Origin of the sequence: Pseudomonas sp. MYb118 (genome assembly GCF_040947875.1) — a bacterium.
GTDB lineage: Bacteria > Pseudomonadota > Gammaproteobacteria > Pseudomonadales > Pseudomonadaceae > Aquipseudomonas.
Map to the genome: position 1 here is coordinate 1,284,608 of NZ_JBFRXN010000002.1, position 23,448 is coordinate 1,308,055.

Consider the following 23,448-nt stretch of genomic DNA (forward strand, 5'->3'; position numbering starts at 1 on the left):
ACACCCTCATCGCGAGCAAGCTCGCTCCTACAGGTTTCGTGTTTGGTGAATGAAGAGGACACCGTTTTGCGCTCTACCGAAGTCGTGATCATTGGCGCTGGCGCCGCAGGGTTGATGTGCGCACTGACCGCCGCCGGGCGCGGGCGTCAGGTGCTGCTGCTCGACCATGCGAACAAGGCCGGCAAGAAAATCCTGATGTCGGGCGGTGGCCGCTGCAATTTCACCAACATGTACACCGAGCCGAGCAATTTCCTCTCGCAGAACTCGCACTTCTGCAAATCCGCCCTGGCGCGTTACACCCAGTGGGATTTCATCGCCATGGTGGCCAAGCACAGCGTGCCCTACCACGAGAAGAAACTCGGCCAGCTGTTCTGTGATAACAAGTCCAGCGACATTCTTGAGATGCTGCTCGACGAGTGCGATCAGGCCGGCGTCAGCCTGCACCTGGACACCTCGATCCAGAACATCGAGAAACTGGAAAACGGTTACCTGCTGGACACCACGCTCGGCCAGGTCCGCTGCCAATCGCTGGTGATCGCCACCGGCGGCCTGTCGATTCCGACCCTGGGCGCCACAGGTTTCGGTTATCAGGTGGCCAAGCAGTTCGGCCACGACCTGCTGCCGACCCGCGCGGGCCTGGTGCCGTTCACCATCACCGACCAGCTCAAGGCCCTGTGCACCGAGCTGTCGGGTACTTCAGTGGATTGCCTGGTGAGCTGCAACGAGCAGAGTTTCCGCGAAAACATCCTGTTCACTCACCGTGGCCTCAGCGGCCCGGCGATCTTGCAGATTTCCTCGTTCTGGGAACCCGGCGATACGGTCGAGATCAACCTGCTGCCCGACCTGGATACGCCGACCTGGCTGCAACAGCAGCAAGCGGAACGCCCGAACAGCGAACTGAAAACCCTGCTCGGTGAAATCTTCACCAAGAAGATGGCCAACCTGCTGGCGGACAACTGGTTCGTGTCCAAGCCGATGAAGCAGTACACCCACGCGGAACTGGCTGACATCGCCGACAAACTGGCGAGCTGGAAAGTCGTGCCCGCCGGCACCGAAGGCTACCGCACCGCCGAAGTCACCCTGGGCGGCGTGAACACCAACGAAGTGTCGTCCAAGACCATGGAATCGCTGAAAAGCCCGGGCCTGTACTTCATCGGCGAAGTGCTGGACGTGACCGGACACCTGGGCGGTTTCAACTTCCAGTGGGCCTGGGCCTCGGGCTACGCGGCTGCGCAGTACGTCTGACTCGAATTTCCCAATGTGAATGCAATCCCGTGGGAGCTGGCTTGCCAGCGATAGCGGCCTGACAGCCAACAAAGACGTTGAATGTGCCGGCCTCATCGCTGGCAAGCCAGCTCCTACAGGGTTCTCTGCCATTGCGGAAATCTCCGATCGTTCCCACGTTCCGCGTGGGAACGATCATTGTGCAAAGATAAGGAACAGATTTTGCTGTCACATGTGATCGGCGCCATTGCGTCGGCGTCATTAGTGGCTCAATTTAGCGTCATTGCCTCGGAAGGCCTTCGCACTTCATGTCATCGACCCCTCTTCGTCAGTCTCTGCGTCGTATCTGGGCGCTGGATAAATTCAGCTACAGCGTACGGGTATTCATTGCCCTGACCGGCAGCATGGCGCTGTGCTGGTATCAGGATGAAATGAACCTGCTGATCCCGCTGTTCCTCGGCATCATCGCCTGCGCCCTGGCCGAGACCGACGACAGCTGGCAGGGCCGCCTCAATTCACTGGCGGTGACCCTGGTGTGTTTCAGCATCGCCGCCCTGTCGGTGGAATTGCTGTTCCCCTACCCGATCATTTTTGTCATCGCCCTGGCCCTGGCCGGTTTCGGCCTGACCATGCTTGGCGCACTGGGCGAACGTTATGGTGCGATCGCTTCAGGCACGCTGATCCTGTCGGTGTACACCATGATCGGCGTGGACCAGCGCGGCGGCGCGGTCACCGACTTCTGGCACGAGCCGATGCTGTTGGTGGCGGGTGCGGCGTGGTACGGCATGCTCTCGGTGCTGTGGCAGGCGCTGTTTTCCAACCAGCCGGTGCAACAGAGCCTGGCGCGGCTGTTCCGCGAACTGGGGTTTTACCTCAAGCTCAAATCATCGCTGCTCGAACCGATCCGCCAGTTGGACGTGGAAGCACGCCGACTGGAACTGGCCCAACAGAACGGCCGGGTGGTCGCCGCCCTGAACGCCGCCAAGGAAATCATCCTGCACCGGGTCGGCAACGGTCGACCGGGGTCGAAAGTCAGCCGTTACCTGAAGCTCTACTTCCTCGCCCAGGACATCCACGAACGGGCCAGCTCCTCGCACTACCCGTACAACGCCCTGGCCGAGGCGTTTTTCCACAGCGACGTGCTGTTCCGCTGTCAGCGCCTGCTGCGCCAGCAAGGCAAAGCCTGTCGCGTCCTGGCCGAGTCGATCCAGATGCGGCAACCATTCATCTATGACGCCAGTTTCGCCGAGGCCCTGGGCGACCTGCACGCGTCCATCGAACACCTGCGCATCCAGAGCAATCCGGCCTGGCGCGGGCTGTTGCGATCCCTGCGCGCGCTGTCCGTCAACCTCGGCACCATGGACCGCCTGCTCAGTGATGCAAGCAACCCCGACGCCCTCGCCGACGCCAGCGACAGCAGCCTGCTCGACCGCTCGCCACGCAACCTCAAGGACGTGTGGGTCCGTTTGCGCACGCAACTGACGCCGACTTCGCTGCTGTTCCGTCACGCCCTGCGCTTGCCGCTGGCCTTGAGCATTGGCTACGGCATGGTGCACTTGATTCACCCCTCGCAGGGCTACTGGATCATCCTCACCACGCTCTTCGTTTGCCAGCCGAACTACGGCGCGACGCGGCGCAAGCTCGGGCAGCGAATCATCGGCACCGCCATCGGCCTGACCGTCGCCTGGGCGCTGTTCGATCTGTTTCCCAATCCGCTGGTGCAGTCGTGCATCGCCATCGTCGCCGGGGTGGTGTTCTTTATCAGCCGAACCACCCATTACACCCTGGCGACCGCCGCGATCACGCTGATGGTGCTGTTCTGCTTCAACCAGGTGGGCGATGGCTACGGGCTGTTCCTGCCACGCCTGTTCGATACCCTGCTCGGCAGCCTGATCGCCGGGCTGGCGGTGTTCCTGTTCCTGCCGGACTGGCAGGGCCGACGCTTGAACAAGGTGCTGGCCAATACCCTGACCTGCAACAGCATTTACCTGCGCCAGATCATGCAGCAATACGCCGCCGGCAAAAGCGACGACCTGGCGTATCGCCTGGCCCGACGCAACGCCCACAACGCCGACGCGGCGCTGTCGACGACGCTGGCCAACATGCTGATGGAGCCGGGGCATTTCCGGAAAGAGGCGGATGTGGGCTTTCGTTTCCTGGTGCTGTCGCACACCTTGCTCAGCTACCTGTCAGGGTTGGGCGCGCACCGCGAAACCCAGCTGCCGACGGACGTGCGCGAACATCTGATCGAGGGCGCCGGGGCGAAGCTGGCCAGCAGCATTGATGAAATCGCCCAGGGCCTGGTGAGCAAAATGCCGATCGCGATCCAGAGCGATGACGAAGAAGCGCTGGCCAACGAACTGGAGCAGATGCCGGACGAGATCGACGAAGGTCAGCGGCTGGTGCAGACGCAATTGGCGTTGATCTGCCGGCAACTGGGGCCGCTGCGGACGTTGGCGGCGCATTTGATCAAGGATACGAGCGAGGATGTGTAGCGGCTGATCGGCCGTCATCGCGAGCAGGCTCGCTCCCACAGGGTTCTGTGTTGTACACAAAATCGGTGGGCACTGACACCCACTGTGGGAGCGAGCCTGCTCGCGATAGGGCCAGTGCAAACACCCTCACATCCCATGCTGCTTCAACAACCGCGCATAACTGCCATCGGCCTTCATCCCGGCAATCTCCCGATCAAACCCGGCAACGATCTGCTCATGCTCCGGGTTCTTCAGGCTCACCAATATATGCAGGCTGTTCTCGCTCAGCGCCTTGGGCAGGAACTCCACCGAATTGCGCACCTTGGCGGACTCACGCGCCAGGTAATAACGCGCCACGTATTCATCTTCCAGTGTCAGCTTGACCCGGTCAGCCGCCACCATGCGCACGGCCATGGCAAAACTGTGAACCGGGATTTTCTGTAACGAAGCATCTTCGTCGAACTCGGGCGAATAGGCGTAACCGCGCACGATGGCAATCGGGTACATGTGCAGTTGTTGCAGGTTATTGAACTCGATGGGGGCGTCCTTGCGCTTGAGGAAGCGCACGCGGTTGAGCAGGTACTCAGCGGAAAACTTGCCCAGCTTGGTGCGTTCTTCGGTGTACCAGGCATTCACCAGCACGTCGTAACGCCCTTCGCCCACGCCCATCAACGCCCGCGCCCAGGGCACCTGCTCGAATTCACTGGCGTAACCTGCGCGAGCCAGCGCTGTGGCAACGATGTCGGTAGCCAGCCCGCCATTGACCAGCGTGGCGTCGGTAAAGGGTGGCCAGGCGTCGGCGACCAGTCGCAGCTTTTGCGCAGCCGCGCCTTGAGTCAGCAACAGCAAACCGATCAAGGCCAATGCTCGATGCAATCGCGGCATGCTCGATATCCTTAGCGGGCAGGCGCCCACGTGTTTTCAGCGAAAACTCCAAGGCCCCTCTACCGGCATGACCCAGGTACTAACCTTAGCTCATCGAAACCACTGCGCAGCGCTTCACCAGAGATTACACAAAGAAGACACGGCTGAGAGAAATGAATGATGGCATTTTGGCCTTTGTCACAGATTTCTCTGCCATGCAGACATCCCCCTTCCGGACGCTTAGTATCCGAACCACTGATTCAGGGGAACGTGAAGATGACATTCGATTGGGTTTGCAAACACCACAGCGATCTGGGCAAGGAACAGCTGTACGCGATTCTGCAACTGCGCGTGGAGGTGTTCGTGGTCGAACAGAAATGCGTGTACCAGGACGTCGATGGACAGGACCTGGAAGGCGATACCTGCCACCTGATGGCCTGGGATGGCGATCGGCTGGCGGCTTACCTGCGCCTGCTCGACCCGCAAATGCAGGGCGGCGATGTGGTGATCGGCCGGGTGATCACGGCGCCTGATTATCGCGGCCAGGGGCTGGGCCATGAGCTGATCGCCCAGGCGTTGAAACAGGCGCAAAAGCACTGGCCGGATATGCCGATCTACCTGTCGGCGCAGGCGCATTTGCAGGGGTATTACGGGCGCTACGGGTTTGAGGTGGCCGGAGAGGAGTACCTTGAGGATGGGATTCCACACATCGGCATGCGGCGGCCCTGAGAAACATCTCGCTCCCACAAAAGGCAACGCGCCCTACTGTGGGAGCGAGCCTGCTCGCGATAGCGCCAGCTCAGACACTACAAAAATCAAGGATATTCCAACACCGCCCTGATCTGCCGCAAATTGCGCTCGATCCACCCGCGATCAATCGCCCCCCACTCGCGAATCCGATAGCGCCCGGCGTGATTGCGTGCGCCCTCCTCCTGTTCGAATTCGCAGACGATGTCCAGGTCCGCCAACGCCGCGATGGTGTCCTGGGCCGTGCGCCGGGGCATGCCGGTCACATCGGTCAGGGCCGGTACACTGCTGGCCAGCCCGCTATCAATCAGGTACGCCACGTACAGGCGACGGTAGAAGCTGCTCTTGGTCTTGCTCACGTCCATCCACACACTCCTTGGCTACTGCATTTCCCGCCACGTCAGGTACACCCGCAGGTCGAATTCCACCTGGTGATACCCCGGCAACATGTGCTCGCACAGCTTGTAGAACGCCTTGTTGTGATCCGATTCCTTGAAGTGCGCCAATTCGTGCACCACGATCATCTTGAGGAATTCGGCTGGCGCTTCCTTGAACAGCGAGGCCACGCGGATTTCCTTCTTCGCCTTGAGCTTGCCGCCCTGCACTCGGGAAATCGTGGTGTGCAGGCCCAGGGCGCGGTGCGTCAGGTCCAGGCGGTTGTCGAACAACACCTTGTCGATGGCGGGCGCGTTGCGCAGGTATTCCTGCTTCAGGTCCAGGGCGTAGGTGTACAGCGCCTTGTCGCTCTGCACCGCGTGCTGCTGCGGATAGCGCCGGCTCAGGTACTCGCCCAGACGGTCGTCGGCGATCAGTTGGCGCACCTGATCCTGCAACGCGGCGGGGTAGGCCTGTAGGTACTTCAAGGCGGTCATTGCAACGCAGACATCCATTACACAAAGGTCGCCAGTGTAGCGAATTCAGCCCGTCAGCGCGCTCCAGTCGAACGGTTGCGCGAAGCCCGAGACGTCTTCGGCGACCATCGGATGCGCCACCAGGAAGCCTTGCACGTACTCACAGCCATTGGCGCGCAACCACTCATATTGCTCGACGGTTTCCACACCTTCGGCGATCACCAGGATTGCATACTGCTTGCACAGGTCGATCACATTGCGCACCAATGCCGCGTCCCTCGACGAGCCCGGCAACCGCGCGATCACATGGCGATCGAGCTTGAGCGTGTCCAGCTCAAGGTCGCGCAGATGAGACAGCGAGCACGGTCCGGAACCGAAGTCATCCAGCGCCACCCGCACCCCCAGATTACGCAGCAGACGCAACTGCTTGCGGGTTTCCTCGGGGTTCTGGATCAAGGCCTCTTCCGTGACCTCGACCTCAAGATGGTGCGGCTGCAACTCATGCCGCTCCAGCACCTGGCGCAACTCGGTGACCAGGTTGGGCATGCCGAACTGCGTGCTGCTCAGGCTGACACCCAGCACCAGGTCCTCGGCAAACAGGGTTTCCCAGGCTTTGCGCTGGCCGGCGCTGCGCTGATAGATCCAGGTGCTCAGGCGGCTGATCAGCCGCGCCTCTTCCAGCAAGGGTAAAAACAGCCCGGGCGGTACGTCGCCGACACTCGGGTGCTGCCAGCGCAGCAACGCTTCGAACCCGCGGATCTTCCCGTCCTCGATGGCCACCTGCGGCTGATACACCAGGTTGAAGTCACGGTTTTCAATGGCGTTGCGCACGCTCTCTTCCAGCATCAGCCGCGAGCGTGCCCGGCCGTTCATGTCGTGGTCATAGAAGCGATACTGCTGGCGCCCGGCGCGTTTGGCCTCGTACATGGCGATATCCGCCGCGCGCATCAACCCGTCGAGGTTGGCACCGCAGTCCGGATAGGTCGCGATGCCGATACTGGCACCCAGCGAGATATCGAGGCCATCAATCTGCTGACAGATCGACACCCGCTCGATGAGTTTTTCCGCGATTTTCGCCGCCTGCTCGGGAAACTCCAGTTCCAGCAGCGCCGTGAATTCATCACCGCCCATGCGCGCCAGAATGTCGAAAGGGCGCAAACAGGCTTTCAGTTGTTCCGAGACCCAACGCAGCACCCGGTCACCGGCGTCATGCCCAAGGGAGTCGTTGACCCGCTTGAAACCGTCCAGATCGAGGTACATCAGCACCCACGCGCAATCGGAACGCTCACCGCGCAGCAGCAGGTTTTCTACCGTCTGATAGAAACCCCGGCGATTGAGCAGGCCGGTCAACGGGTCGGTGACCGCCTGGAACTCCAGTTGCTGATGCAGATGGCGCACCACCGACATGTCCAGCACCGTCACCACCATCGCGTGCTGTTCGGCAGGCAGCGGCGCGCACGATAGCGCCACGGGCAACTGCTGCCCGGTGGCGGTACGCAGCAAAGCATCATGCAGGCGGAAGGTCTCGCCGCGCTTGTAACCGCAGAACAACTCCGAATCGGCCCACAGCGGGATATGCGGTTTTTGCAGGTAATCCAGAAATTCCTTGTCCTGCAGGTCCTGCTGCGTGGCATTGAGCAGGCGCGACATGGCCGGGTTGGCGAAGCGGATCACCCCGCTCTCATCGACCACCAGAATGCCTTCGGCGGCGTTGTCCAGCACCGAGGCGTTGAAGGCCCGCGCCACTTCCAGGTCATGGCTCAGGCGCTGCAACGCCCGGCGATTGCGCTGGTGCTCGAGCAACGCCTGGACCTTGGGCTTGAGGATCTGCGGGTCGAACGGCTTGAACAGGTAATCCACCGCCCCGCTGGCATAGCCCTTGATCACGGCATCCTGGGACTGTTCGTTGGCGGTGAGGAAAATGATCGGTGTGAGACGGGTTCGCTGGCTGCCGCGCATCAGGCGGGCGACCTCGAAACCGTCCATGCCCGGCATCTGCACATCCAGCAGCACCAGGTCGATATCGTGTTCGAGGAGCAGGCTGAGCGCCTCGAAACCGGACGCAGCCGTCATCACTTGCCAGTCCTGGCGCTGCAACAACGCGCGCATACTGATCAGGTTTTCAGGGTAATCATCGACGATCAAAAGGGTTGAGTTGCCTTCAACTGGCGAAGTTTGCGCGCATTCCATGCTGCTTCTCTTGTCGGGACGTCAGGCCGGATTCTCGTGAAAACCGGACACTACAGTGCTTTCACTCTAGACCGGGTTCGGCAAAAGCTGAAGCTGTCAGTACGCCATCATTTAACCACAGCGTTATTTTGCCGACTAACGGTCACCTCTACAGCCCCCTAAACACGGGAAAGATGGCGTTTTAACAGGATTTTGACGCCATCCATCTGTCAGTCCGACGTTAACAAAGCGTCCTTCTACGCTTATAAAGAGCGCCCTCCAAGGCCCGTGCTAGAGCTTCTGGCACACCCGTGCCGGAAAAACGTTGTGGACATTCACCTATGATCGACCTTGCATCCTGGAACCTCAGCGTTCCCGTCGGCAGCCCGCCGTACACTGTTGAAACCAACAAACTGGTGAAGGGCTACAAGAATCAATATTTTCATTCCGACACCGGTACCTTGTTCTTCTGGTCGCCCGTGACCGGCACCCGCACCGAAAACGCCAAGTACCCGCGCACCGAACTGCGGGAAACCTACAGCAACGGCACCCTGAAAAACTGGTACTACCCCGACGCCGACAACTCTCTGCGCGCCACCCTGGCAGTGAACCAGGTGCCCAGCTCGGGCAAGATCGTCATCGGCCAGATTCACGCCTATGAAAGCCAGAAGCCCATGGTCAAGGTCGAGTACCAATACAAGGACGCCACCAAGGCCGGCAACATCGTCGCCAAGGTACGCATGCACCCCGACGACGGCGAAGGCCGGGTCATCACCATCGCCACGGGCGTGAAACTGAACCAGGAGTTTTCCTACCTCATCCACCTGAGCCCCGGCGGCGCACTGGGCATCAGTGCGGCGGGCTACCAGTGGGACACCAAGATCAGCGCGACGTGGCGGGTCAAACCCTTGTATTTCAAGGCCGGGGTGTACGTGCAGGACAACACCGGCTACACCAGCGAAGGCGGCAAGGTGACGTTCAGCAAGCTGGATATTGATCACGACAAATAGTCGTTTCTGGTGCGCCAGTACTTTCGAAATGAACCTGCGTCTGCGCGGGTTCCACTCTTGCCTACGTTCTTACAACACGAGAATAACAACGCTCCTTTTAAGCTCGAATGAGTTGATTGAACTGGTATATCTGACAGTTGGCAGTCGAACTTCATTCGCCAAAAATCCCTGGAGCCAAGCACTGAATCACACTGCTGTTATTACAGGGCCTAAAAAATGACAATTACACTGACCCCAACCAACAACCCCGCAGCTCCCTCCACCCCTCCCATCACTCTCGCCATGATTGCGGCAGCTCCCCCTGCAAGCGCCTCGGTGGCCATCGCACCCACCATGAAGTCTGTAGGGTTCATGAACGGCATGGACTTTTTCAGCGCCAGCATCTATTTGACTCCCGGTACAAGGATCGGAGATGTCATACGCCTGGAGTTGAGAAACCTTGCCACATTGGCTTCATTCAAGTTTCTCGTAGAAGAATTGACAGAGCCCTTGTTGAAGACCTGCGTTAACCAAAATCAGGGATTTTATGTAAACAACTACCAGACCTTGCAGAACATGGGCCTGGTCAACGGCAACTACAGATTGAGCTACCAGCAGACGAACGCGTCAGGCAGGACAATCGCAGTGTCCTTCCTCAGCACCTACGCAGTTACAGTCTGAACAGGCGCCATATACCGATAAAGGGATTGTCCCAATGAACACAACAGAAGAGCATTTTGAAGTCGGCGACACTCTTACCATTCGTACTCATTCTGGCGAAACAATTGAGGGGGCTCTCTACAGCAAAGACCGGGCAATGAAAGCCTGGATCATTGAGACCGAAGCATCTGGATATGAAGCAGTCTCACTGAACGACATTGATACCGTCACCCCCAGAGCCAGGAAGTTGACATGACGCCCCATCTGCTACAAAAAAACCCGCCAACAGGCGGGTTTTTCATGAGCGAACGCTGAAGGCTTAGTTGACCTTGGCGTTCAACTCACCCTTGAGGTAACGCTGGTACATCGCTTCCAGGGAGATCGGCTTGATCTTGGAGGCGTTGCCGGCGGTGCCGAAGGCTTCGTAACGGGCGATGCACACGTCGCGCATGGCGGTGACGGTGGCGCCGAAGAATTTACGCGGGTCGAACTCGCTCGGGTTGGTGGCCATCAGGCGACGCATGGCACCGGTGGACGCCAGGCGCAGGTCGGTGTCGATGTTGACCTTGCGCACGCCGTACTTGATGCCTTCGACGATTTCTTCGACCGGTACGCCGTAGGTCTCTTTGATGTCGCCGCCGTACTGGTTGATGATCGCCAGCCACTCTTGCGGAACCGAAGACGAACCGTGCATCACCAGGTGGGTGTTCGGGATGCGCTTGTGGATTTCCTTGATGCGGTCGATCGCCAGCACGTCACCGGTAGGCGGCTTGGTGAACTTGTAGGCGCCGTGGCTGGTGCCGATGGCGATGGCCAGGGCATCGACCTGGGTGCGCTTGACGAAGTCGGCGGCTTCTTCCGGGTCGGTCAGCATCTGGCTGTGATCCAGCACGCCTTCGGCGCCGATGCCGTCTTCTTCACCGGCCATGCCGGTTTCCAGGGAACCCAGGCAGCCCAGCTCGCCTTCTACCGAAACGCCGCAGGCGTGGGCCATGGCCACGGTCTGCTGGGTCACACGGACGTTGTAGTCGTAGTCGGTCGGGGTCTTGCCGTCTTCGCCCAGGGAACCGTCCATCATCACCGAGCTGAAGCCCAGTTGGATGGAGCGCTGGCAGACGTCAGGGCTGGTGCCGTGGTCCTGGTGCATGCACACCGGAATGTGCGGGAATTCCTCGATGGCCGCCAGGATCAGGTGACGCAGGAACGGCGCGCCAGCGTATTTGCGAGCACCGGCCGAAGCCTGGACGATCACCGGAGAGTCAGTCTTGTCAGCGGCTTCCATGATGGCGCGCATCTGCTCAAGGTTGTTGACGTTGAAGGCTGGAACGCCGTAGCCGAACTCGGCTGCGTGGTCCAGCATCTGGCGCATGCTGATAAGTGCCATTGTGTGTCTCTCTCCCGGTTTGGGTCGTTAATCGTGCCAGCCTGCCGGAGCGGCGGCGGCTATTCAAGTTTTTGCAGATCGGGGGTTGGGCCCGTCCGCTCGAATTCTTCGCGGCCCCCTGTGGGAGCGGGCTTGCTCGCGAATGCGTCAGGTCAGGCAACACCTCTGCCGAATGACACACCGCCTTCGCGAGCAAGCCCGCTCCCACAGGGGAACAGCGTTATTTCGGTTATTGCGCCTTGCAACCACGGCCAATCAAATCATTGGTGGCGACCCAGTAAACCAGGCCTTCCTCACCTTTCATGTGAAACGCCAGCATATCGTTGCTGTACAGCACGCCCGAGGCACCTGGCTCCTCCTTCAGGCGATAGACCTGATCGGCCCCGCCCAGGCGCACATCGACGACCTTGCGGCTGTCGTCGGTGTAGCGCCAGAGCACTTTGGCCTGGCTGTCGCAGGTCCAGGTGGTCCAGTTGTCCGCAGGTTCTGCGCTCTTGAACAGATCAAAATTCGAGCAACCTGCCAACAGTGCCAGCGCCGTAATGGCGATCAAACCTTTCATCCGTGTTCCTCGGCCAACGGCGTACGCCGCCGGCCCTGAGTAAGGAGTCAGACCCGTCAAGGACAACCATGTTCCTTGGCGGGCGTCTGCGTTTCGTATTTATCCAGGCCATCCGGCCCGGAACGCTTGTTGAGCACCGGGTTGGTTTCCGCCTGCCAGTCAGCCTGGTAGCAGCCCTTTTCCGGCGCTTGCGGTGCAGGTTCCGGCGCAGCCTTCGGGTTACTCCCGCAAGCGGCCAGTGAACCTGCAACGATCAACAGCGCAAGCAACTTGACCATGTGAACACTCCCTTGCCTGGTCAATTCAACGACCTCAGGCCTTGGCACGGCTTTCCAGGACTTCAACGGCCGGCAACACCTTGCCTTCGACGAACTCGAGGAACGCACCGCCACCGGTGGAAATGTAGGAGATCTGCTGGGCAACGCCATATTTGTCGATGGCCGCCAGGGTGTCGCCGCCGCCGGCGATGGAGAACGCCGCGCTGTCCGCGATGGCCTGGGCCAGCACCTTGGTGCCGTTGCCGAACTGATCGAATTCGAACACGCCGACCGGGCCGTTCCACAGGATGGTCTTGGACGACTTCAGCAGCTCGGCGAATTTCGCCGCGGTCTGCGGGCCGATGTCCAGGATCATGTCGTCGGCCGCCACGTCGGCGATCAGCTTTACGGTGGCTGCGGCGCTTTCAGCGAATTCCTTGGCCACCACCACGTCCACCGGCAAAGGCACGCTGACCTTGGCGGCGATGGCGCGAGCGGTGTCCAGCAGGTCCGGCTCGTACAGGGACTTGCCGACCGGGTGACCGGCAGCGGCCAGGAAGGTGTTGGCAATGCCGCCGCCGACGATCAGCTGGTCGCAGATCTGGCTCAGGCTGTTGAGCACGTCGAGTTTGGTCGACACCTTGGAGCCCGCCACAATGGCAGCCATTGGCTTGGCCGGAGCGCCCAGGGCCTTGCCCAGCGCGTCCAGTTCAGCGGCCAGCAGCGGGCCAGCCGCTGCGACCTTGGCGAACTTGGCCACGCCATGGGTCGAACCCTCGGCGCGGTGGGCGGTGCCGAAGGCGTCCATCACGAATACGTCGCACAGGGCGGCGTATTGCTGGGCCAGTTCGTCGGCGTTCTTTTTCTCGCCCTTGTTGAAGCGCACGTTTTCGAACAGCACGATGTCGCCGGCCTTGACGTCAACGCCGCCCAGGTAGTCGGCGACCAGCGGCACTTCACGGCCCAGGGCGCGGCTCAGGTAGTCAGCAACCGGCTTGAGGCTGTTCTCGGTAGAGAACTCGCCTTCGGTCGGACGGCCAAGGTGCGAGCAGACCATCACGGCCGCACCTTTTTCCAGGGCCAGCTTGATGGTCGGCAGCGAAGCCAGGATTCGCGCATCGCTGGTGACTACACCGTCCTTGACTGGGACGTTGAGGTCTTCGCGGATCAGTACGCGCTTACCTTGCAGATCGAGGTCGGTCATCTTCAACACGGTCATGGGTCGCATTTCCTACTGGTTTGCAGAGCGGTGTTTTGGAGCGCCGGCTGTCTGCAGATAATGCTCTGCAACATCCAGCATACGGTTGGCAAACCCCCATTCGTTGTCGAACCAGGCCAGGATGTTCACCAGCCGTGGGCCGGAAACGCGGGTCTGACTGGCATCGACAATCGCCGAATGGGGGTCATGGTTGAAATCACAACTGGCGTGAGGCAACTCGGTATAGGCCAACAGGCCCTTGAGCGGACCGCTGGTGGCGGCTTCGCGCAGTATCCGGTTGACCTCGCTGGCGTCGGTGTCGCTGACGGTTTGCATGGTGATATCCAGGCACGACACATTCACCGTCGGCACGCGTACGGCTTTGGCCTGAATTCGTCCGGCAAGTTCCGGCAACAGGCGCTCGATACCGCGCGCCAGACCAGTGGACACCGGGATCACCGACTGGAACGCCGAACGGGTGCGGCGCAGGTCTTCGTGGTGATAGGCGTCGATCACCGGCTGGTCGTTCATCGCCGAGTGAATGGTGGTGATCGACACATATTCCAGACCGATGGCCTGGTCCAGCAGGCGCAACAGCGGCACGCCGCAGTTGGTCGTGCAGGAGGCGTTGGACACCAGCAATTCGTCACCGGTCAGGCAATCCTGGTTGACGCCGTAGACGATGGTAGCGTCGACATCCGCTTCGCTGGCCATCGGCTGGGAGAACAAAACGCGCGGCGCACCGGCGTCGAGGAACCGCTGGCCGTCTTCACGGGTGTGATAGGCACCGGAGCATTCCAGCACCAGATCGACGTCCAGCGACGCCCAGTCGATGCCTTCAGGCGTGGCACTGCGCAGGACCTTCACGCAATCGCCATTGATATGCAGACAATCGCCATCGACCTTCACCTCGCCGGGAAAACGCCCGTGGGTGGAGTCGAAGCGTGTCAGGTATTCGATGCTGGCCATGTCGGCCAGATCGTTGATCGCGACAATCTCGAACCCGGCCTTCTCGCCTCGCTCGAACAACGCACGCAAGACGCAACGACCAATGCGGCCGTAGCCGTTGAGTGCAACTTTGTAGGGACGCGGTTGAGGCATGGGGTTCTCGATTACCGTGGTGAATCCGTCAGTGCTGTGTCGCCTGAACAATCGCTATCGCGGGCAAGCCCGCTCCTACAGGTCCTGTGTAATCCCCTGTAGGAGCGGGCTTGCCCGCGATGGCGTCAGCCCAGGCAACACAACGCCTGGATCAGTCTTCCAGCAGCTCTTCAGCCTGACCCAGGATGTTTTCCAGGGTGAAGCCGAACTCTTCGAACAACGCCGAAGCAGGCGCCGACTCGCCGTAGGTGGTCATGCCGATGACGCGACCTTCCAGGCCGACGTACTTGTACCAGAAGTCCGCGTGGGCAGCTTCGATGGCGATACGCGCGCTAACCTGCAACGGCAGGACGGACTGCTTGTAGCCGGCGTCCTGGGCATCGAACACGCTGGTGCACGGCATGGACACCACACGCACCTTGCGGCCCTGCTCGGTCAGCTTGTCGAACGCCTGAACCGCCAGGCCGACTTCCGAACCGGTAGCGATCAGGATCAGCTCAGGCTCGCCTGCGCAGTCCTTGAGCACATAACCACCACGGGCGATGTCGGCGATCTGGCCGGCATCACGGGTTTGGTGCTGCAGGTTCTGACGCGAGAAGATCAGCGCCGAAGGGCCGTCCTTGCGCTCCAGCGCGTGTTTCCAGCTCACGGCCGATTCAACGGCGTCGGCTGGACGCCAGGTATCCAGGTTCGGCGTGCTGCGCAGGCTGGTCAGTTGCTCGATCGGCTGGTGCGTCGGGCCGTCTTCGCCCAGACCGATGGAGTCGTGGGTGTAGACATGGATCACGCGCTGTTTCATCAGGGCCGACATGCGCACTGCGTTACGGGCGTATTCCATGAACATCAGGAAGGTCGCGCCGTAAGGCACCAGGCCACCGTGCAGGGCAACGCCGTTCATGATCGCGGTCATGCCGAATTCGCGCACGCCGTAGTACATGTAGTTGCCGCTGGCGTCTTCGGCGCTGACACCCTTGCAGCCTTTCCACAGGGTCAGGTTGGAACCGGCGAGGTCGGCCGAACCGCCGAGGAACTCAGGCAGCAGAGGGCCGAAGGCGTTCAGGGTGTTCTGGCTGGCCTTGCGGCTGGCGATGGTTTCACCCTTGGCAGCCACTTCGGCGATGTAGGCGTCGGCCTTGTCGCTGAAGTCCGCCGGCAGTTCGCCGCTCAGGCGACGCACCAGCTCGTTGGCTTCGGTCGGGAAGGCGGCGGAGTAAGCGGCGAAACGCTGATCCCACTCGGCTTCGACAGCGCGACCGGCTTCCTTGGCATCCCACTCGGCATAGATGTCGGCCGGGATTTCGAACGGGCCGTGGTTCCACTTCAGCGCTTCACGGGTCAGGGCGATTTCCGCGTCACCCAGCGGGGCGCCGTGGCAGTCTTCCTTGCCTTGCTTGTTCGGCGAACCGAAACCGATGGTGGTCTTGCAGCAGATCAGGGTTGGCTGCGCGCTTTTGCGGGCAGTCTCGATGGCGGTCTTGATCTCTTCAGGATCGTGACCGTCGACATTGCGGATCACCTGCCAGTTGTACGACTCGAAACGCTTTGGCGTGTCGTCGGTGAACCAGCCTTCGACTTCACCGTCGATGGAAATGCCGTTGTCGTCGTAGAAGGCAATCAGTTTGCCCAGGCCCAGAGTACCGGCCAGCGAGGCAACTTCGTGGGAAATACCTTCCATCATGCAGCCATCACCCAGGAATACGTAGGTGTGGTGGTCAACGATGTTGTGGCCAGGACGGTTGAACTGCGCCGCCATGACTTTTTCCGCCAGGGCGAAACCCACGGCGTTGGCCAGGCCCTGGCCCAACGGACCGGTAGTGGTCTCGACGCCCGGGGTGTAGCCGAATTCCGGGTGACCCGGGGTACGGCTGTGCAGTTGGCGGAAGTTTTTCAGGTCATCAATCGACAGGTCGTAGCCACTCAGGTGCAGCAGCGAGTAGATCAGCATCGAGCCATGGCCGTTGGACAGCACGAAGCGGTCACGGTCGGCGAACGATGGATTGCTCGGGTTGTGCTTCAGGTAGTCACGCCACAGTACTTCGGCGATATCCGCCATACCCATCGGGGCACCGGGATGGCCGCTGTTGGCTTTTTGCACGGCATCCATGCTGAGGGCACGAATGGCGTTGGCACGCTCACGACGGCTGGGCATCGCTGATCTCCTAGGGTTTGAATAAAACGAAACGGAAAAAAGGCGAGCATTTTCCCTCACCGACCCGCCTGGGGGCAATGACAGATAGTCATCTGAACGCGTTTTTCCGGTGGATAGATTCTCATTCGCCTGGTGAAACCTTTCCGCTGACCCTTTGTAGAGTGACAGCGACCTTGAGAAGTGCCATCTATCGAGCAATATCAAAACTTTTTGATATTGCCCTTGCGATGATTTCCTGCCGTCACTAGACTGCTGGCCCTATGAACTTGCGCGTGCCTTCCATTCAACATGACGATTGCGACGAACTGGCGGCCCTGTGCAAGGCCGGCGGCGATCCGCTGCGATTGAATGTACTGCGCGCGCTGGCCAACGATTCGTTCGGCGTGCTGGAACTGGCGCAGATCTTCGGTATCGGCCAGTCGGGCATGAGTCATCACCTCAAGGTGCTGGCCCAGGCCGACCTGGTGGCGACACGCCGCGAAGGCAACGCGATTTTCTATCGCCGTGCCCTGCCCCACACCGAACGTCTGGGCGGCAAGCTGCACGCTGCGCTGCTCGAAGAAGTGGACAACCTGACCCTGCCTGCCGATGTGCAGTCGCGGATCGGTCAGGTCCACGGGCAACGAGCGGCGGCCAGCCAAGATTTTTTCTCACGGGTCGCGGAAAAGTTTCGCGCCCAGCAGGACTTGATTGCCGGCCTGCCGCAGTACCGCGACAGCGTGGTGGCCCTGCTCGACAAGCTGGGCTTTGGCGCTGACGCCTCGGCCATCGAAGTCGGCCCCGGTGACGGCGCTTTCCTGCCGGAACTGGCGCGCCGCTTCCATCGCGTCACGGCACTGGACAACAGCCAGGCCATGCTCGAGCTGGCACGCCAGGTCTGCGAACGTGAACAGCTGGCTAACGTCAACCTGCAACTGGCCGATGCATTGACAGGTGTCAGCTTGCAGGCCGATTGCGTGGTACTGAATATGGTGCTGCACCACTTTGCCGCACCGGCCGATGCGCTCAAGCACATGGCCAGCCTGCTGCAACCGGGCGGTAGCCTGCTCGTGACAGAGTTATGCAGCCACAACCAGAGTTGGGCCAGGGAGGCCTGCGGTGATCTGTGGTTGGGGTTTGAACAGGACGATCTGGCCCGTTGGGCCACCGCTGCGGGACTCGTTCCCGGGGAAAGCCTCTATGTAGGCTTACGTAATGGTTTCCAGATCCAGGTCCGCCACTTTCAGCGGCCGGCTGGCGACACTCACCATCGGTAAATTCAGGAAAAAATCGAGATGAGCGAATACTCCCTCTTCACCTCCGAGTCCGTGTCCGAAGGGCACCCGGACAAAATCGCCGACCAGATTTCCGATGCAGTGCTGGACGCCATCATTGCCCAGGACAAACACGCGCGCGTGGCCGTTGAAACCCTGGTCAAGACTGGCGTGGCCATCGTTGCCGGTGAAGTGACTACCAGCGCCTGGGTCGACCTGGAGCAGATCGTTCGTGACGTGATTTGCGATATCGGCTACACCAGCTCCGACGTCGGTTTCGACGGCGCCACCTGCGGCGTGATGAACATCATCGGCAAGCAGTCCCCAGACATCAACCAGGGTGTCGACCGTGCCAAGCCTGAAGATCAGGGCGCCGGCGACCAGGGCCTGATGTTCGGCTATGCCAGCAACGAAACCGACGTGCTGATGCCAGCACCGATCACCTTCTCGCACCAGCTGGTACAGCGCCAGGCCGAAGCCCGTAAATCCGGCCTGCTGCCTTGGCTGCGCCCGGACGCCAAGTCGCAAGTGACCTGCCGTTACGAAGGCGGCAAGGTCGTTGCCATCGACGCCGTGGTGCTGTCGACCCAGCACAACCCTGAAGTGTCGTACAAAGATCTGCGCGAAGGCGTGATGGAGCTGATCGTCAAGCACGTACTGCCTGCCGAACTGTTGACCAAGGACACCCAGTTCCACATCAACCCGACCGGCCAGTTCATCATCGGTGGCCCGGTGGGCGACTGCGGCCTGACCGGTCGCAAGATCATCGTCGACAGCTACGGCGGCATGGCCCGTCACGGCGGCGGCGCGTTCTCCGGCAAGGACCCATCGAAGGTTGACCGTTCGGCCGCCTACGCCGGTCGTTACGTGGCCAAGAACATCGTTGCTGCCGGCCTGGCCGAGCGCTGCGAGATCCAGGTGTCCTACGCGATCGGTGTGGCCCAGCCGACTTCGATCTCGCTGAACACCTTCGGCACCGGCAAAATCAGCGATGACAAAATCATCAAGCTGGTTCGCGAAGTGTTCGACCTGCGTCCATACGCGATCACCACCATGCTCGACCTGCTGCACCCGATGTACCAGGAAACCGCGGCATACGGCCACTTCGGTCGCACTCCGCAAACCAAGACCGTGGGCGAAGACAGCTTCTCCACCTTCACCTGGGAAAAAACCGACCGCGCCGAACAACTGCGCGCGGCGGCCGGTCTGTAAGACCTCCCCGGCGGTCCCCAAAGCCCCGCACGGTTCGCCGTGCGGGGCTTTTTATTGCCTGAAAGCCACCAAACCTGAAAACACGGATCACCTGTGGGAGCGGGCTTGCTCGCGAATGCGGTGTGTCAGGCACATAAATGGCGACAGTCACACCGCATTCGCGAGCAAGCCCGCTCCCACAGGAAAAGCACCCAACAGACACACCAGGCAAAACACCCGGCCCTCGTCACCCCAATCCCACGACTAGCCTTCAAGCATCCCCATTGAGCAAGGATGCTCAAAAATGCTGCTACGACTGCTCTGCGCCTTCACTCTGCCCCTGCTCTATTTCTCCGTGCATGCCGCCGACTGCCCCGACTGGCCACCCGCCCGAGCGCTTGAAGAAATCACCAGCCTGCAAACGCAGATCGACACCTGGGACGCCAGTTACCACCGTGACGGTCATTCAAGCGTTGCCGACGAACTCTACGATCAATACCGCCAGCGCCTGACCGACTGGCGCATTTGCTTTGCAGCAGGTCCCGCCCCCTCGCCGTTGCGTTCCGCTGCGGGCAAGGTCGCCCATCCGATCGCCCATACCGGCCTGGAGAAACTGCACGATCAGCCCGCCATCGAGCACTGGCTGCGCAACCGCCAGGACATCTGGATACAACCCAAGGTGGACGGTGTGGCGGTGACGCTGATCTACCGCAGCGGCGTGCTGCATCAGGCGATCAGTCGCGGCGACGGCGTCAGCGGCCAGGACTGGACATACACGGCACGGCAGATCCCGGCCATTGCGAAACATCTGACACGGCCCGTGGATGTACTCGTGCAAGGCGAACTCTATTGGCGCCTGAACGGCCACGTGCAAGCCAGCGCCGGCAGCCTCGGCGCCCGCAGCAAAGTCGCCGGCGTGATGGCTCGCCACACGGTTGCGCCAGAACAGGCCGCCGCTATCGGCCTGTTCGTGTGGGACTGGCCACAGGGCCCGGCCGACCTGCCCGCGCGCAACCAGGCACTGGATGAACTGGGCTTTCCCGGCACCGCACCTTACAGCCGGCCGGTCCGGTCACTGGCGGAGGCCAGCCACTGGCGCGATCACTGGTATCGCTCGCCCCTGCCCTTTGCCAGTGACGGCGTGGTTCTGCGCCAGGGCCAGCGCCCACCGGCCGAACGCTGGCAGACAACGACACCCTACTGGGCCGCGGCCTGGAAATACCCGTTTGCCCAGGCATTGGCCGAAGTCCGCAAAGTCGTGTTCAAGGTCGGGCGTACCGGGCGGATCACGCCGGTGCTGGAGCTCAAGCCGGTGACGCTGGATGACCGACAGATCAAGCGGGTCAGCGTCAGCTCCCTGGGTCGCTGGCAGGCGCTGGATATCCGCCCTGCCGACCAGGTGTCCATCAGCCTGGCCGGGCTGACCATCCCGAGACTCGATGGCGTGGTGCTGCGTGCCAGCGCACGCGCCGAGTTGAACGTGCCGCTGGCCAGCGACTTCCATCCCTTGAGCTGCTGGCAACCGACGCCGGGGTGCGAAAGTCAGTTTCTGGCGCGGCTGGCCTGGCTCAGCGGCAAACAGGGCTTGGCCCTGCCGCATGTGGGGCCTGGCACCTGGGAGAAACTTTTCGAAACGGGTCACCTCAACGGCCTGCTGGATTGGTTGACCCTCGACGCCCAAGAGCTTGCTAACATTGACGGCTTCGGCGAGCGGCACGCGGCTCGCCTTTTGAACAGTTTCAACAGTGCCCGCCAACGTCCTTTTATTCGCTGGCTCAAAGCCCTGGGTTTACCGCCCACCGGCCAGGCACGACTTGCTGATTCATGGCAGGTGCTGGCCCAACGAAACATCGCACAATGGCAGGCCGAAGCCGGCATTGGCCCGGGACGCGCAGCGCAATTGAGCGCTTTTTTCCGCGACCCGCAGGTACTGGCCTTGAGCGAGACATTGCGTGCGGCAGGGATCGACGGTTTCCAGTGACCGCGATAGCTCGCCCGACCGGGAACCCAAAGGGGACGGCGGGCTCAAACGCCCACCGCCGCTCGACCCGATTGCAATTGCACATGGAGCTTTTATGAAATTTCTTTCACCACTCGCCCTGCTGACCCTGTGCGGCGTGATGGCCGCTCCGCTGATGGCAGCCGAGCAGGCGCCGGAACTGACCGGATGCGCCGCCAAGAAGCAGGACATTCTGACCCAGATCGAACAGGCCAAATCCCAGGGCAACGCCGACCAGCAGGCTGGCCTCGAAAAGGCCCTGAGCGAAGTCACCGACCACTGCACCGATGCCTCACTGAAGAAGGAACGGGAAAACAAGGTCCTCAATGCCAGGCACGAAGTCAGCAAGCGTCAGGCCGACCTCGACAAAGCCATGAAAAAGGGCGATCCCGAAAAGATCAACAAGCGCAAGGACAAACTGGCCGAGTCCCGCAAGGAACTGCAGGACGCACTGGATGAACTGGACAAGTGAGAACGGCCAGATGATCACGCCTGCGCCAGGCGCGAACGTGATCACCGCCCGTCAATGATCCCGGAATTCCTTATGGCACGCACTGCAGGCATCTTCGACTTTCTGCACCGCCGGCCCCAGGTTGCCGGCCTTGTAGGGCTTAACCTGGCTGGCAACCACCAGCTCACCGGTGGCCGCCTCGAGGGTACGGGCCAGCTCCTGAAAACGTGCCTGTTTTTGCCAGACATCATCCTTGGCGCTGGTGTGATCCTCTTCGCGCACCTGCGGGAAATGCTTCCACGGCTCATGGGACAACGCATCGAGCTTCACGGCACCGGCGGCAAATTTGTCACCGTCGAATGCAATGCGGCCACGCAACATGCCGCCCAGGTCTTCGCCGGTCTTGAGCATCTGTTTGAAGATCGCCTTGCGTTGACCCAACGGCGAATTCGGGTCGACGCCACCACAGGCGGACAACGAGAGGCAGGCCAGCAATACAACGGCAATTTTTTTCAAAGTCATGGTGGCTTCAGGTCGCGGAAAACGGCGGCCAGTATCCTCGCCTCATCGCCAAACACCAATACCCCTATTAACAATAAGGGTTGTTCCCGCGCACCAAGCGCCCGGACAACCGGCACAGGAAAGATTTCATGAACAGCCGTTTCAAGGCGTGGCGAGCCCACTTCGCGTGGACACTGCCGATGGTTGCCGTGCTCGCAGGCTGCACCGGCGGCGACTCCGGCCAGCCAAAAACCCATGCGCTGGCCACGTACTCCAGCGCCTCCTGGGACGCACTGCCCGCCGTTACCGATAACGACCTGGTCGCTGGTTTTGGCTCATGGCGCAGCGCCTGCACCCGACTCAAGGCGGACGCCGTCTGGGGCCCGACCTGCGCCGCTGCCGCCAACGTGCCAGCCACCGCCAACGACATCCGCGGTTTTCTCAAGCAGCACCTCGACGTCTATGGCCTGCGCGCCGCCAACGACAACCCCAACGGCCTGATCACCGGCTACTACGAGCCGGTCTACCCCGGCAGCCTGACCCAGACCAGCGTGGCCAACATTCCGGTGTATGGCGTGCCCGAGGACATGATCATCGTCGCCCTCGACAGCCTCTACCCGGAACTCAAGGGCAAGCGCCTGCGCGGGCGGCTCGAAGGACGTGTGCTCAAGCCTTATGACGACGCCGCCACGATCGAAAGCCAAGGGGTCAAGGCCCCGGTGGTGGCCTGGTTGACCGACCCGATGAACCTGCAATTCCTGCAGATCCAGGGCTCGGGCCGTATCCAGCTCGACGATGGCCGTCAGTTGCGCATTGCCTATGCCGACCAGAACGGCCACCCGTATCGCCCCATCGGCCGCTGGCTGGTGGAACAGGGTGAGCTGAAAAAAGAAGACGTGACCATGGGGGCCATCAGCGATTGGGCCAAGGCCAATCCGCAACGCATCCCCGAACTGCTCGGCAGCAACCCCAGCTACGTGTTCTTCACCCGTAACCCGGACAGCAACGAAGGCCCTCGCGGCTCGCTGAACGTTCCGCTCACCGCCGGCTACAGCGCCGCCGTGGACCGCAAGGTGATTCCGCTGGGCAGCCTGATGTGGCTATCGACCACCCGGCCGGACGGCACGCCACTGGTTCGACCGGTCGCGGCCCAGGACACGGGCGGTGCGATCAGCGGCGAAGTCCGCGCAGACCTGTTCTGGGGCACCGGCGAGGCGGCCGGGCAACTGGCAGGCGACATGAAGCAACAGGGGCAGATCTGGATGCTGTGGCCCAAGGGCGCAGCCTTGCCCCAGGTGCCGCAGGTGGCGGATGAGGTCAAGGCCAAGCCCTGAGCCCTGCTGCGACCTTGCGACTGCTATCGCGGGCAAGCCCGCTCCTACAGGTTTTTGTGGGAGCGAGCCTGCTCGCGATAATCTCGGCAA

General features: G+C 61.3%; 22 protein-coding genes. 11 read left to right on the forward strand and 11 right to left on the reverse strand.

All coding sequences use genetic code 11. The annotated features are described in order from the left end of the window. Positions 1 to 66: 66 nt before the first annotated feature. Positions 67 to 1,245: an NAD(P)/FAD-dependent oxidoreductase gene (locus ABVN20_RS11730; protein WP_368557699.1), complete on the forward strand. Its 1,179-nt coding sequence runs from the start codon at positions 67 to 69 to the stop codon at positions 1,243 to 1,245. A gap of 287 nt (positions 1,246 to 1,532) precedes the next feature. Continuing rightward, positions 1,533 to 3,719, forward strand: a complete 2,187-nt coding sequence (yccS, locus tag ABVN20_RS11735) for a YccS family putative transporter (RefSeq protein WP_368555778.1) — start codon at positions 1,533 to 1,535, stop codon at positions 3,717 to 3,719. A 126-nt stretch (positions 3,720 to 3,845) separates the two neighbouring features. Here yccS and ABVN20_RS11740 read toward each other — a convergent pair whose 3' ends face one another. After that, a complete protein-coding gene (locus ABVN20_RS11740; protein ID WP_368555779.1) occupies positions 3,846 to 4,583 on the reverse strand; it encodes a substrate-binding periplasmic protein in 738 nt (245 codons plus the stop codon). A 255-nt stretch (positions 4,584 to 4,838) separates the two neighbouring features. Between ABVN20_RS11740 and ABVN20_RS11745 the strand changes: the two genes are divergently transcribed. Then, on the forward strand, positions 4,839 to 5,291 hold the full coding sequence (locus ABVN20_RS11745; protein WP_368555781.1) for a GNAT family N-acetyltransferase: 453 nt from the start codon (positions 4,839 to 4,841) through the stop codon (positions 5,289 to 5,291). 86 nt (positions 5,292 to 5,377) lie between these two features. On the opposite strand, the gene ABVN20_RS11750 is transcribed toward ABVN20_RS11745, so the two are convergent. The 3 genes from ABVN20_RS11750 to ABVN20_RS11760 are packed head-to-tail and all read right to left on the reverse strand — an operon-like array spanning position 5,378 to position 8,350. After that, entirely contained in the window at positions 5,378 to 5,674 is a 297-nt protein-coding gene (locus tag ABVN20_RS11750; protein WP_368555782.1) for a helix-turn-helix domain-containing protein, read from the reverse strand. A gap of 15 nt (positions 5,675 to 5,689) precedes the next feature. After that, positions 5,690 to 6,181, reverse strand: coding sequence for a M48 family metallopeptidase (locus ABVN20_RS11755; RefSeq protein ID WP_368555783.1), 492 nt, complete (start codon positions 6,179 to 6,181; stop codon positions 5,690 to 5,692). A 45-nt stretch (positions 6,182 to 6,226) separates the two neighbouring features. Further along, entirely contained in the window at positions 6,227 to 8,350 is a 2,124-nt protein-coding gene (locus tag ABVN20_RS11760; protein ID WP_368555784.1) for a putative bifunctional diguanylate cyclase/phosphodiesterase, read from the reverse strand. A 320-nt stretch (positions 8,351 to 8,670) separates the two neighbouring features. On the opposite strand from ABVN20_RS11760, the gene ABVN20_RS11765 reads away from it, so the two are divergent. From ABVN20_RS11765 to ABVN20_RS11775, 3 genes are all read left to right on the forward strand, one after another. Then, entirely contained in the window at positions 8,671 to 9,339 is a 669-nt protein-coding gene (locus ABVN20_RS11765; protein WP_368555785.1) for a polysaccharide lyase family 7 protein, read from the forward strand. Between the two features lie 216 nt (positions 9,340 to 9,555). Next, positions 9,556 to 9,999, forward strand: coding sequence for a hypothetical protein (locus tag ABVN20_RS11770; protein WP_368555786.1), 444 nt, complete (start codon positions 9,556 to 9,558; stop codon positions 9,997 to 9,999). 34 nt (positions 10,000 to 10,033) lie between these two features. Beyond that, on the forward strand, positions 10,034 to 10,234 hold the full coding sequence (locus ABVN20_RS11775) for a hypothetical protein (RefSeq protein ID WP_368555788.1): 201 nt from the start codon (positions 10,034 to 10,036) through the stop codon (positions 10,232 to 10,234). A gap of 63 nt (positions 10,235 to 10,297) precedes the next feature. On the opposite strand, the gene fba is transcribed toward ABVN20_RS11775, so the two are convergent. From fba to tkt, 6 genes are all read right to left on the reverse strand, one after another. After that, complete coding sequence (gene fba, locus ABVN20_RS11780) at positions 10,298 to 11,362, reverse strand: class II fructose-bisphosphate aldolase (protein WP_007913760.1); 1,065 nt, start codon at positions 11,360 to 11,362, stop codon at positions 10,298 to 10,300. A 229-nt stretch (positions 11,363 to 11,591) separates the two neighbouring features. Next, positions 11,592 to 11,924, reverse strand: a complete 333-nt coding sequence (locus tag ABVN20_RS11785) for an MliC family protein (RefSeq protein WP_368555790.1) — start codon at positions 11,922 to 11,924, stop codon at positions 11,592 to 11,594. Between the two features lie 56 nt (positions 11,925 to 11,980). Then, positions 11,981 to 12,202 carry a hypothetical protein gene (locus ABVN20_RS11790; RefSeq protein WP_368555791.1) on the reverse strand — a complete coding sequence of 74 codons (222 nt, stop codon included), beginning with the start codon at positions 12,200 to 12,202 and terminating at the stop codon, positions 11,981 to 11,983. Positions 12,203 to 12,236: 34 nt separating this feature from the next. Then, positions 12,237 to 13,400: a phosphoglycerate kinase gene (locus ABVN20_RS11795; RefSeq protein ID WP_368555792.1), complete on the reverse strand. Its 1,164-nt coding sequence runs from the start codon at positions 13,398 to 13,400 to the stop codon at positions 12,237 to 12,239. A gap of 12 nt (positions 13,401 to 13,412) precedes the next feature. Then, positions 13,413 to 14,480, reverse strand: coding sequence for an erythrose-4-phosphate dehydrogenase (gene epd, locus ABVN20_RS11800; protein WP_368555793.1), 1,068 nt, complete (start codon positions 14,478 to 14,480; stop codon positions 13,413 to 13,415). Positions 14,481 to 14,631: 151 nt separating this feature from the next. Next, a complete protein-coding gene (tkt, locus tag ABVN20_RS11805) occupies positions 14,632 to 16,629 on the reverse strand; it encodes a transketolase (RefSeq protein ID WP_368555794.1) in 1,998 nt (665 codons plus the stop codon). Between the two features lie 260 nt (positions 16,630 to 16,889). On the opposite strand from tkt, the gene ABVN20_RS11810 reads away from it, so the two are divergent. From ABVN20_RS11810 to ABVN20_RS11825, 4 genes are all read left to right on the forward strand, one after another. Continuing rightward, complete coding sequence (locus ABVN20_RS11810) at positions 16,890 to 17,885, forward strand: ArsR/SmtB family transcription factor (protein WP_368555796.1); 996 nt, start codon at positions 16,890 to 16,892, stop codon at positions 17,883 to 17,885. An 18-nt stretch (positions 17,886 to 17,903) separates the two neighbouring features. Then, entirely contained in the window at positions 17,904 to 19,094 is a 1,191-nt protein-coding gene (metK, locus tag ABVN20_RS11815) for a methionine adenosyltransferase (protein ID WP_368555797.1), read from the forward strand. Positions 19,095 to 19,377: 283 nt separating this feature from the next. Further along, the gene (gene ligB, locus ABVN20_RS11820) at positions 19,378 to 21,054 is read left to right on the forward strand and encodes an NAD-dependent DNA ligase LigB (RefSeq protein WP_368555798.1); all 1,677 of its coding nucleotides are present in this window, start codon (positions 19,378 to 19,380) and stop codon (positions 21,052 to 21,054) included. Positions 21,055 to 21,148: 94 nt separating this feature from the next. Beyond that, positions 21,149 to 21,544, forward strand: coding sequence for a DUF1090 domain-containing protein (locus tag ABVN20_RS11825; protein WP_368555800.1), 396 nt, complete (start codon positions 21,149 to 21,151; stop codon positions 21,542 to 21,544). A 51-nt stretch (positions 21,545 to 21,595) separates the two neighbouring features. Here ABVN20_RS11825 and ABVN20_RS11830 read toward each other — a convergent pair whose 3' ends face one another. Then, positions 21,596 to 22,045 (reverse strand): cytochrome c, encoded by a 450-nt coding sequence (locus ABVN20_RS11830; protein WP_368555801.1) that lies wholly within the window; start codon positions 22,043 to 22,045, stop codon positions 21,596 to 21,598. Between the two features lie 128 nt (positions 22,046 to 22,173). Here ABVN20_RS11830 and ABVN20_RS11835 point away from each other — a divergent pair, with 128 nt between their 5' ends. Beyond that, positions 22,174 to 23,358 carry a murein transglycosylase A gene (locus ABVN20_RS11835; RefSeq protein WP_368555803.1) on the forward strand — a complete coding sequence of 395 codons (1,185 nt, stop codon included), beginning with the start codon at positions 22,174 to 22,176 and terminating at the stop codon, positions 23,356 to 23,358. The last annotated feature ends 90 nt before the right edge of the window (positions 23,359 to 23,448 follow it).

Coding starts and splice junctions, on each gene's coding strand:
- ABVN20_RS11825 (WP_368555800.1), top strand. CDS start 21,149: ATGAAATTTCTTTCACCACTCGCCCTGCTGACCCTGTGCGGCGTGATG.
- ABVN20_RS11775 (WP_368555788.1), top strand. CDS start 10,034: ATGAACACAACAGAAGAGCATTTTGAAGTCGGCGACACTCTTACCATT.
- epd (WP_368555793.1), bottom strand. CDS start 14,480: ATGCCTCAACCGCGTCCCTACAAAGTTGCACTCAACGGCTACGGCCGC.
- yccS (WP_368555778.1), top strand. CDS start 1,533: ATGTCATCGACCCCTCTTCGTCAGTCTCTGCGTCGTATCTGGGCGCTG.
- ABVN20_RS11760 (WP_368555784.1), bottom strand. CDS start 8,350: ATGGAATGCGCGCAAACTTCGCCAGTTGAAGGCAACTCAACCCTTTTG.
- tkt (WP_368555794.1), bottom strand. CDS start 16,629: ATGCCCAGCCGTCGTGAGCGTGCCAACGCCATTCGTGCCCTCAGCATG.
- ABVN20_RS11785 (WP_368555790.1), bottom strand. CDS start 11,924: ATGAAAGGTTTGATCGCCATTACGGCGCTGGCACTGTTGGCAGGTTGC.
- ABVN20_RS11810 (WP_368555796.1), top strand. CDS start 16,890: ATGAACTTGCGCGTGCCTTCCATTCAACATGACGATTGCGACGAACTG.
- ABVN20_RS11745 (WP_368555781.1), top strand. CDS start 4,839: ATGACATTCGATTGGGTTTGCAAACACCACAGCGATCTGGGCAAGGAA.
- fba (WP_007913760.1), bottom strand. CDS start 11,362: ATGGCACTTATCAGCATGCGCCAGATGCTGGACCACGCAGCCGAGTTC.
- ABVN20_RS11770 (WP_368555786.1), top strand. CDS start 9,556: ATGACAATTACACTGACCCCAACCAACAACCCCGCAGCTCCCTCCACC.
- ligB (WP_368555798.1), top strand. CDS start 19,378: ATGCTGCTACGACTGCTCTGCGCCTTCACTCTGCCCCTGCTCTATTTC.
- ABVN20_RS11765 (WP_368555785.1), top strand. CDS start 8,671: ATGATCGACCTTGCATCCTGGAACCTCAGCGTTCCCGTCGGCAGCCCG.
- ABVN20_RS11835 (WP_368555803.1), top strand. CDS start 22,174: ATGAACAGCCGTTTCAAGGCGTGGCGAGCCCACTTCGCGTGGACACTG.
- ABVN20_RS11795 (WP_368555792.1), bottom strand. CDS start 13,400: ATGACCGTGTTGAAGATGACCGACCTCGATCTGCAAGGTAAGCGCGTA.
- ABVN20_RS11740 (WP_368555779.1), bottom strand. CDS start 4,583: ATGCCGCGATTGCATCGAGCATTGGCCTTGATCGGTTTGCTGTTGCTG.
- ABVN20_RS11755 (WP_368555783.1), bottom strand. CDS start 6,181: ATGACCGCCTTGAAGTACCTACAGGCCTACCCCGCCGCGTTGCAGGAT.
- ABVN20_RS11750 (WP_368555782.1), bottom strand. CDS start 5,674: ATGGACGTGAGCAAGACCAAGAGCAGCTTCTACCGTCGCCTGTACGTG.
- ABVN20_RS11790 (WP_368555791.1), bottom strand. CDS start 12,202: ATGGTCAAGTTGCTTGCGCTGTTGATCGTTGCAGGTTCACTGGCCGCT.
- ABVN20_RS11830 (WP_368555801.1), bottom strand. CDS start 22,045: ATGACTTTGAAAAAAATTGCCGTTGTATTGCTGGCCTGCCTCTCGTTG.
- metK (WP_368555797.1), top strand. CDS start 17,904: ATGAGCGAATACTCCCTCTTCACCTCCGAGTCCGTGTCCGAAGGGCAC.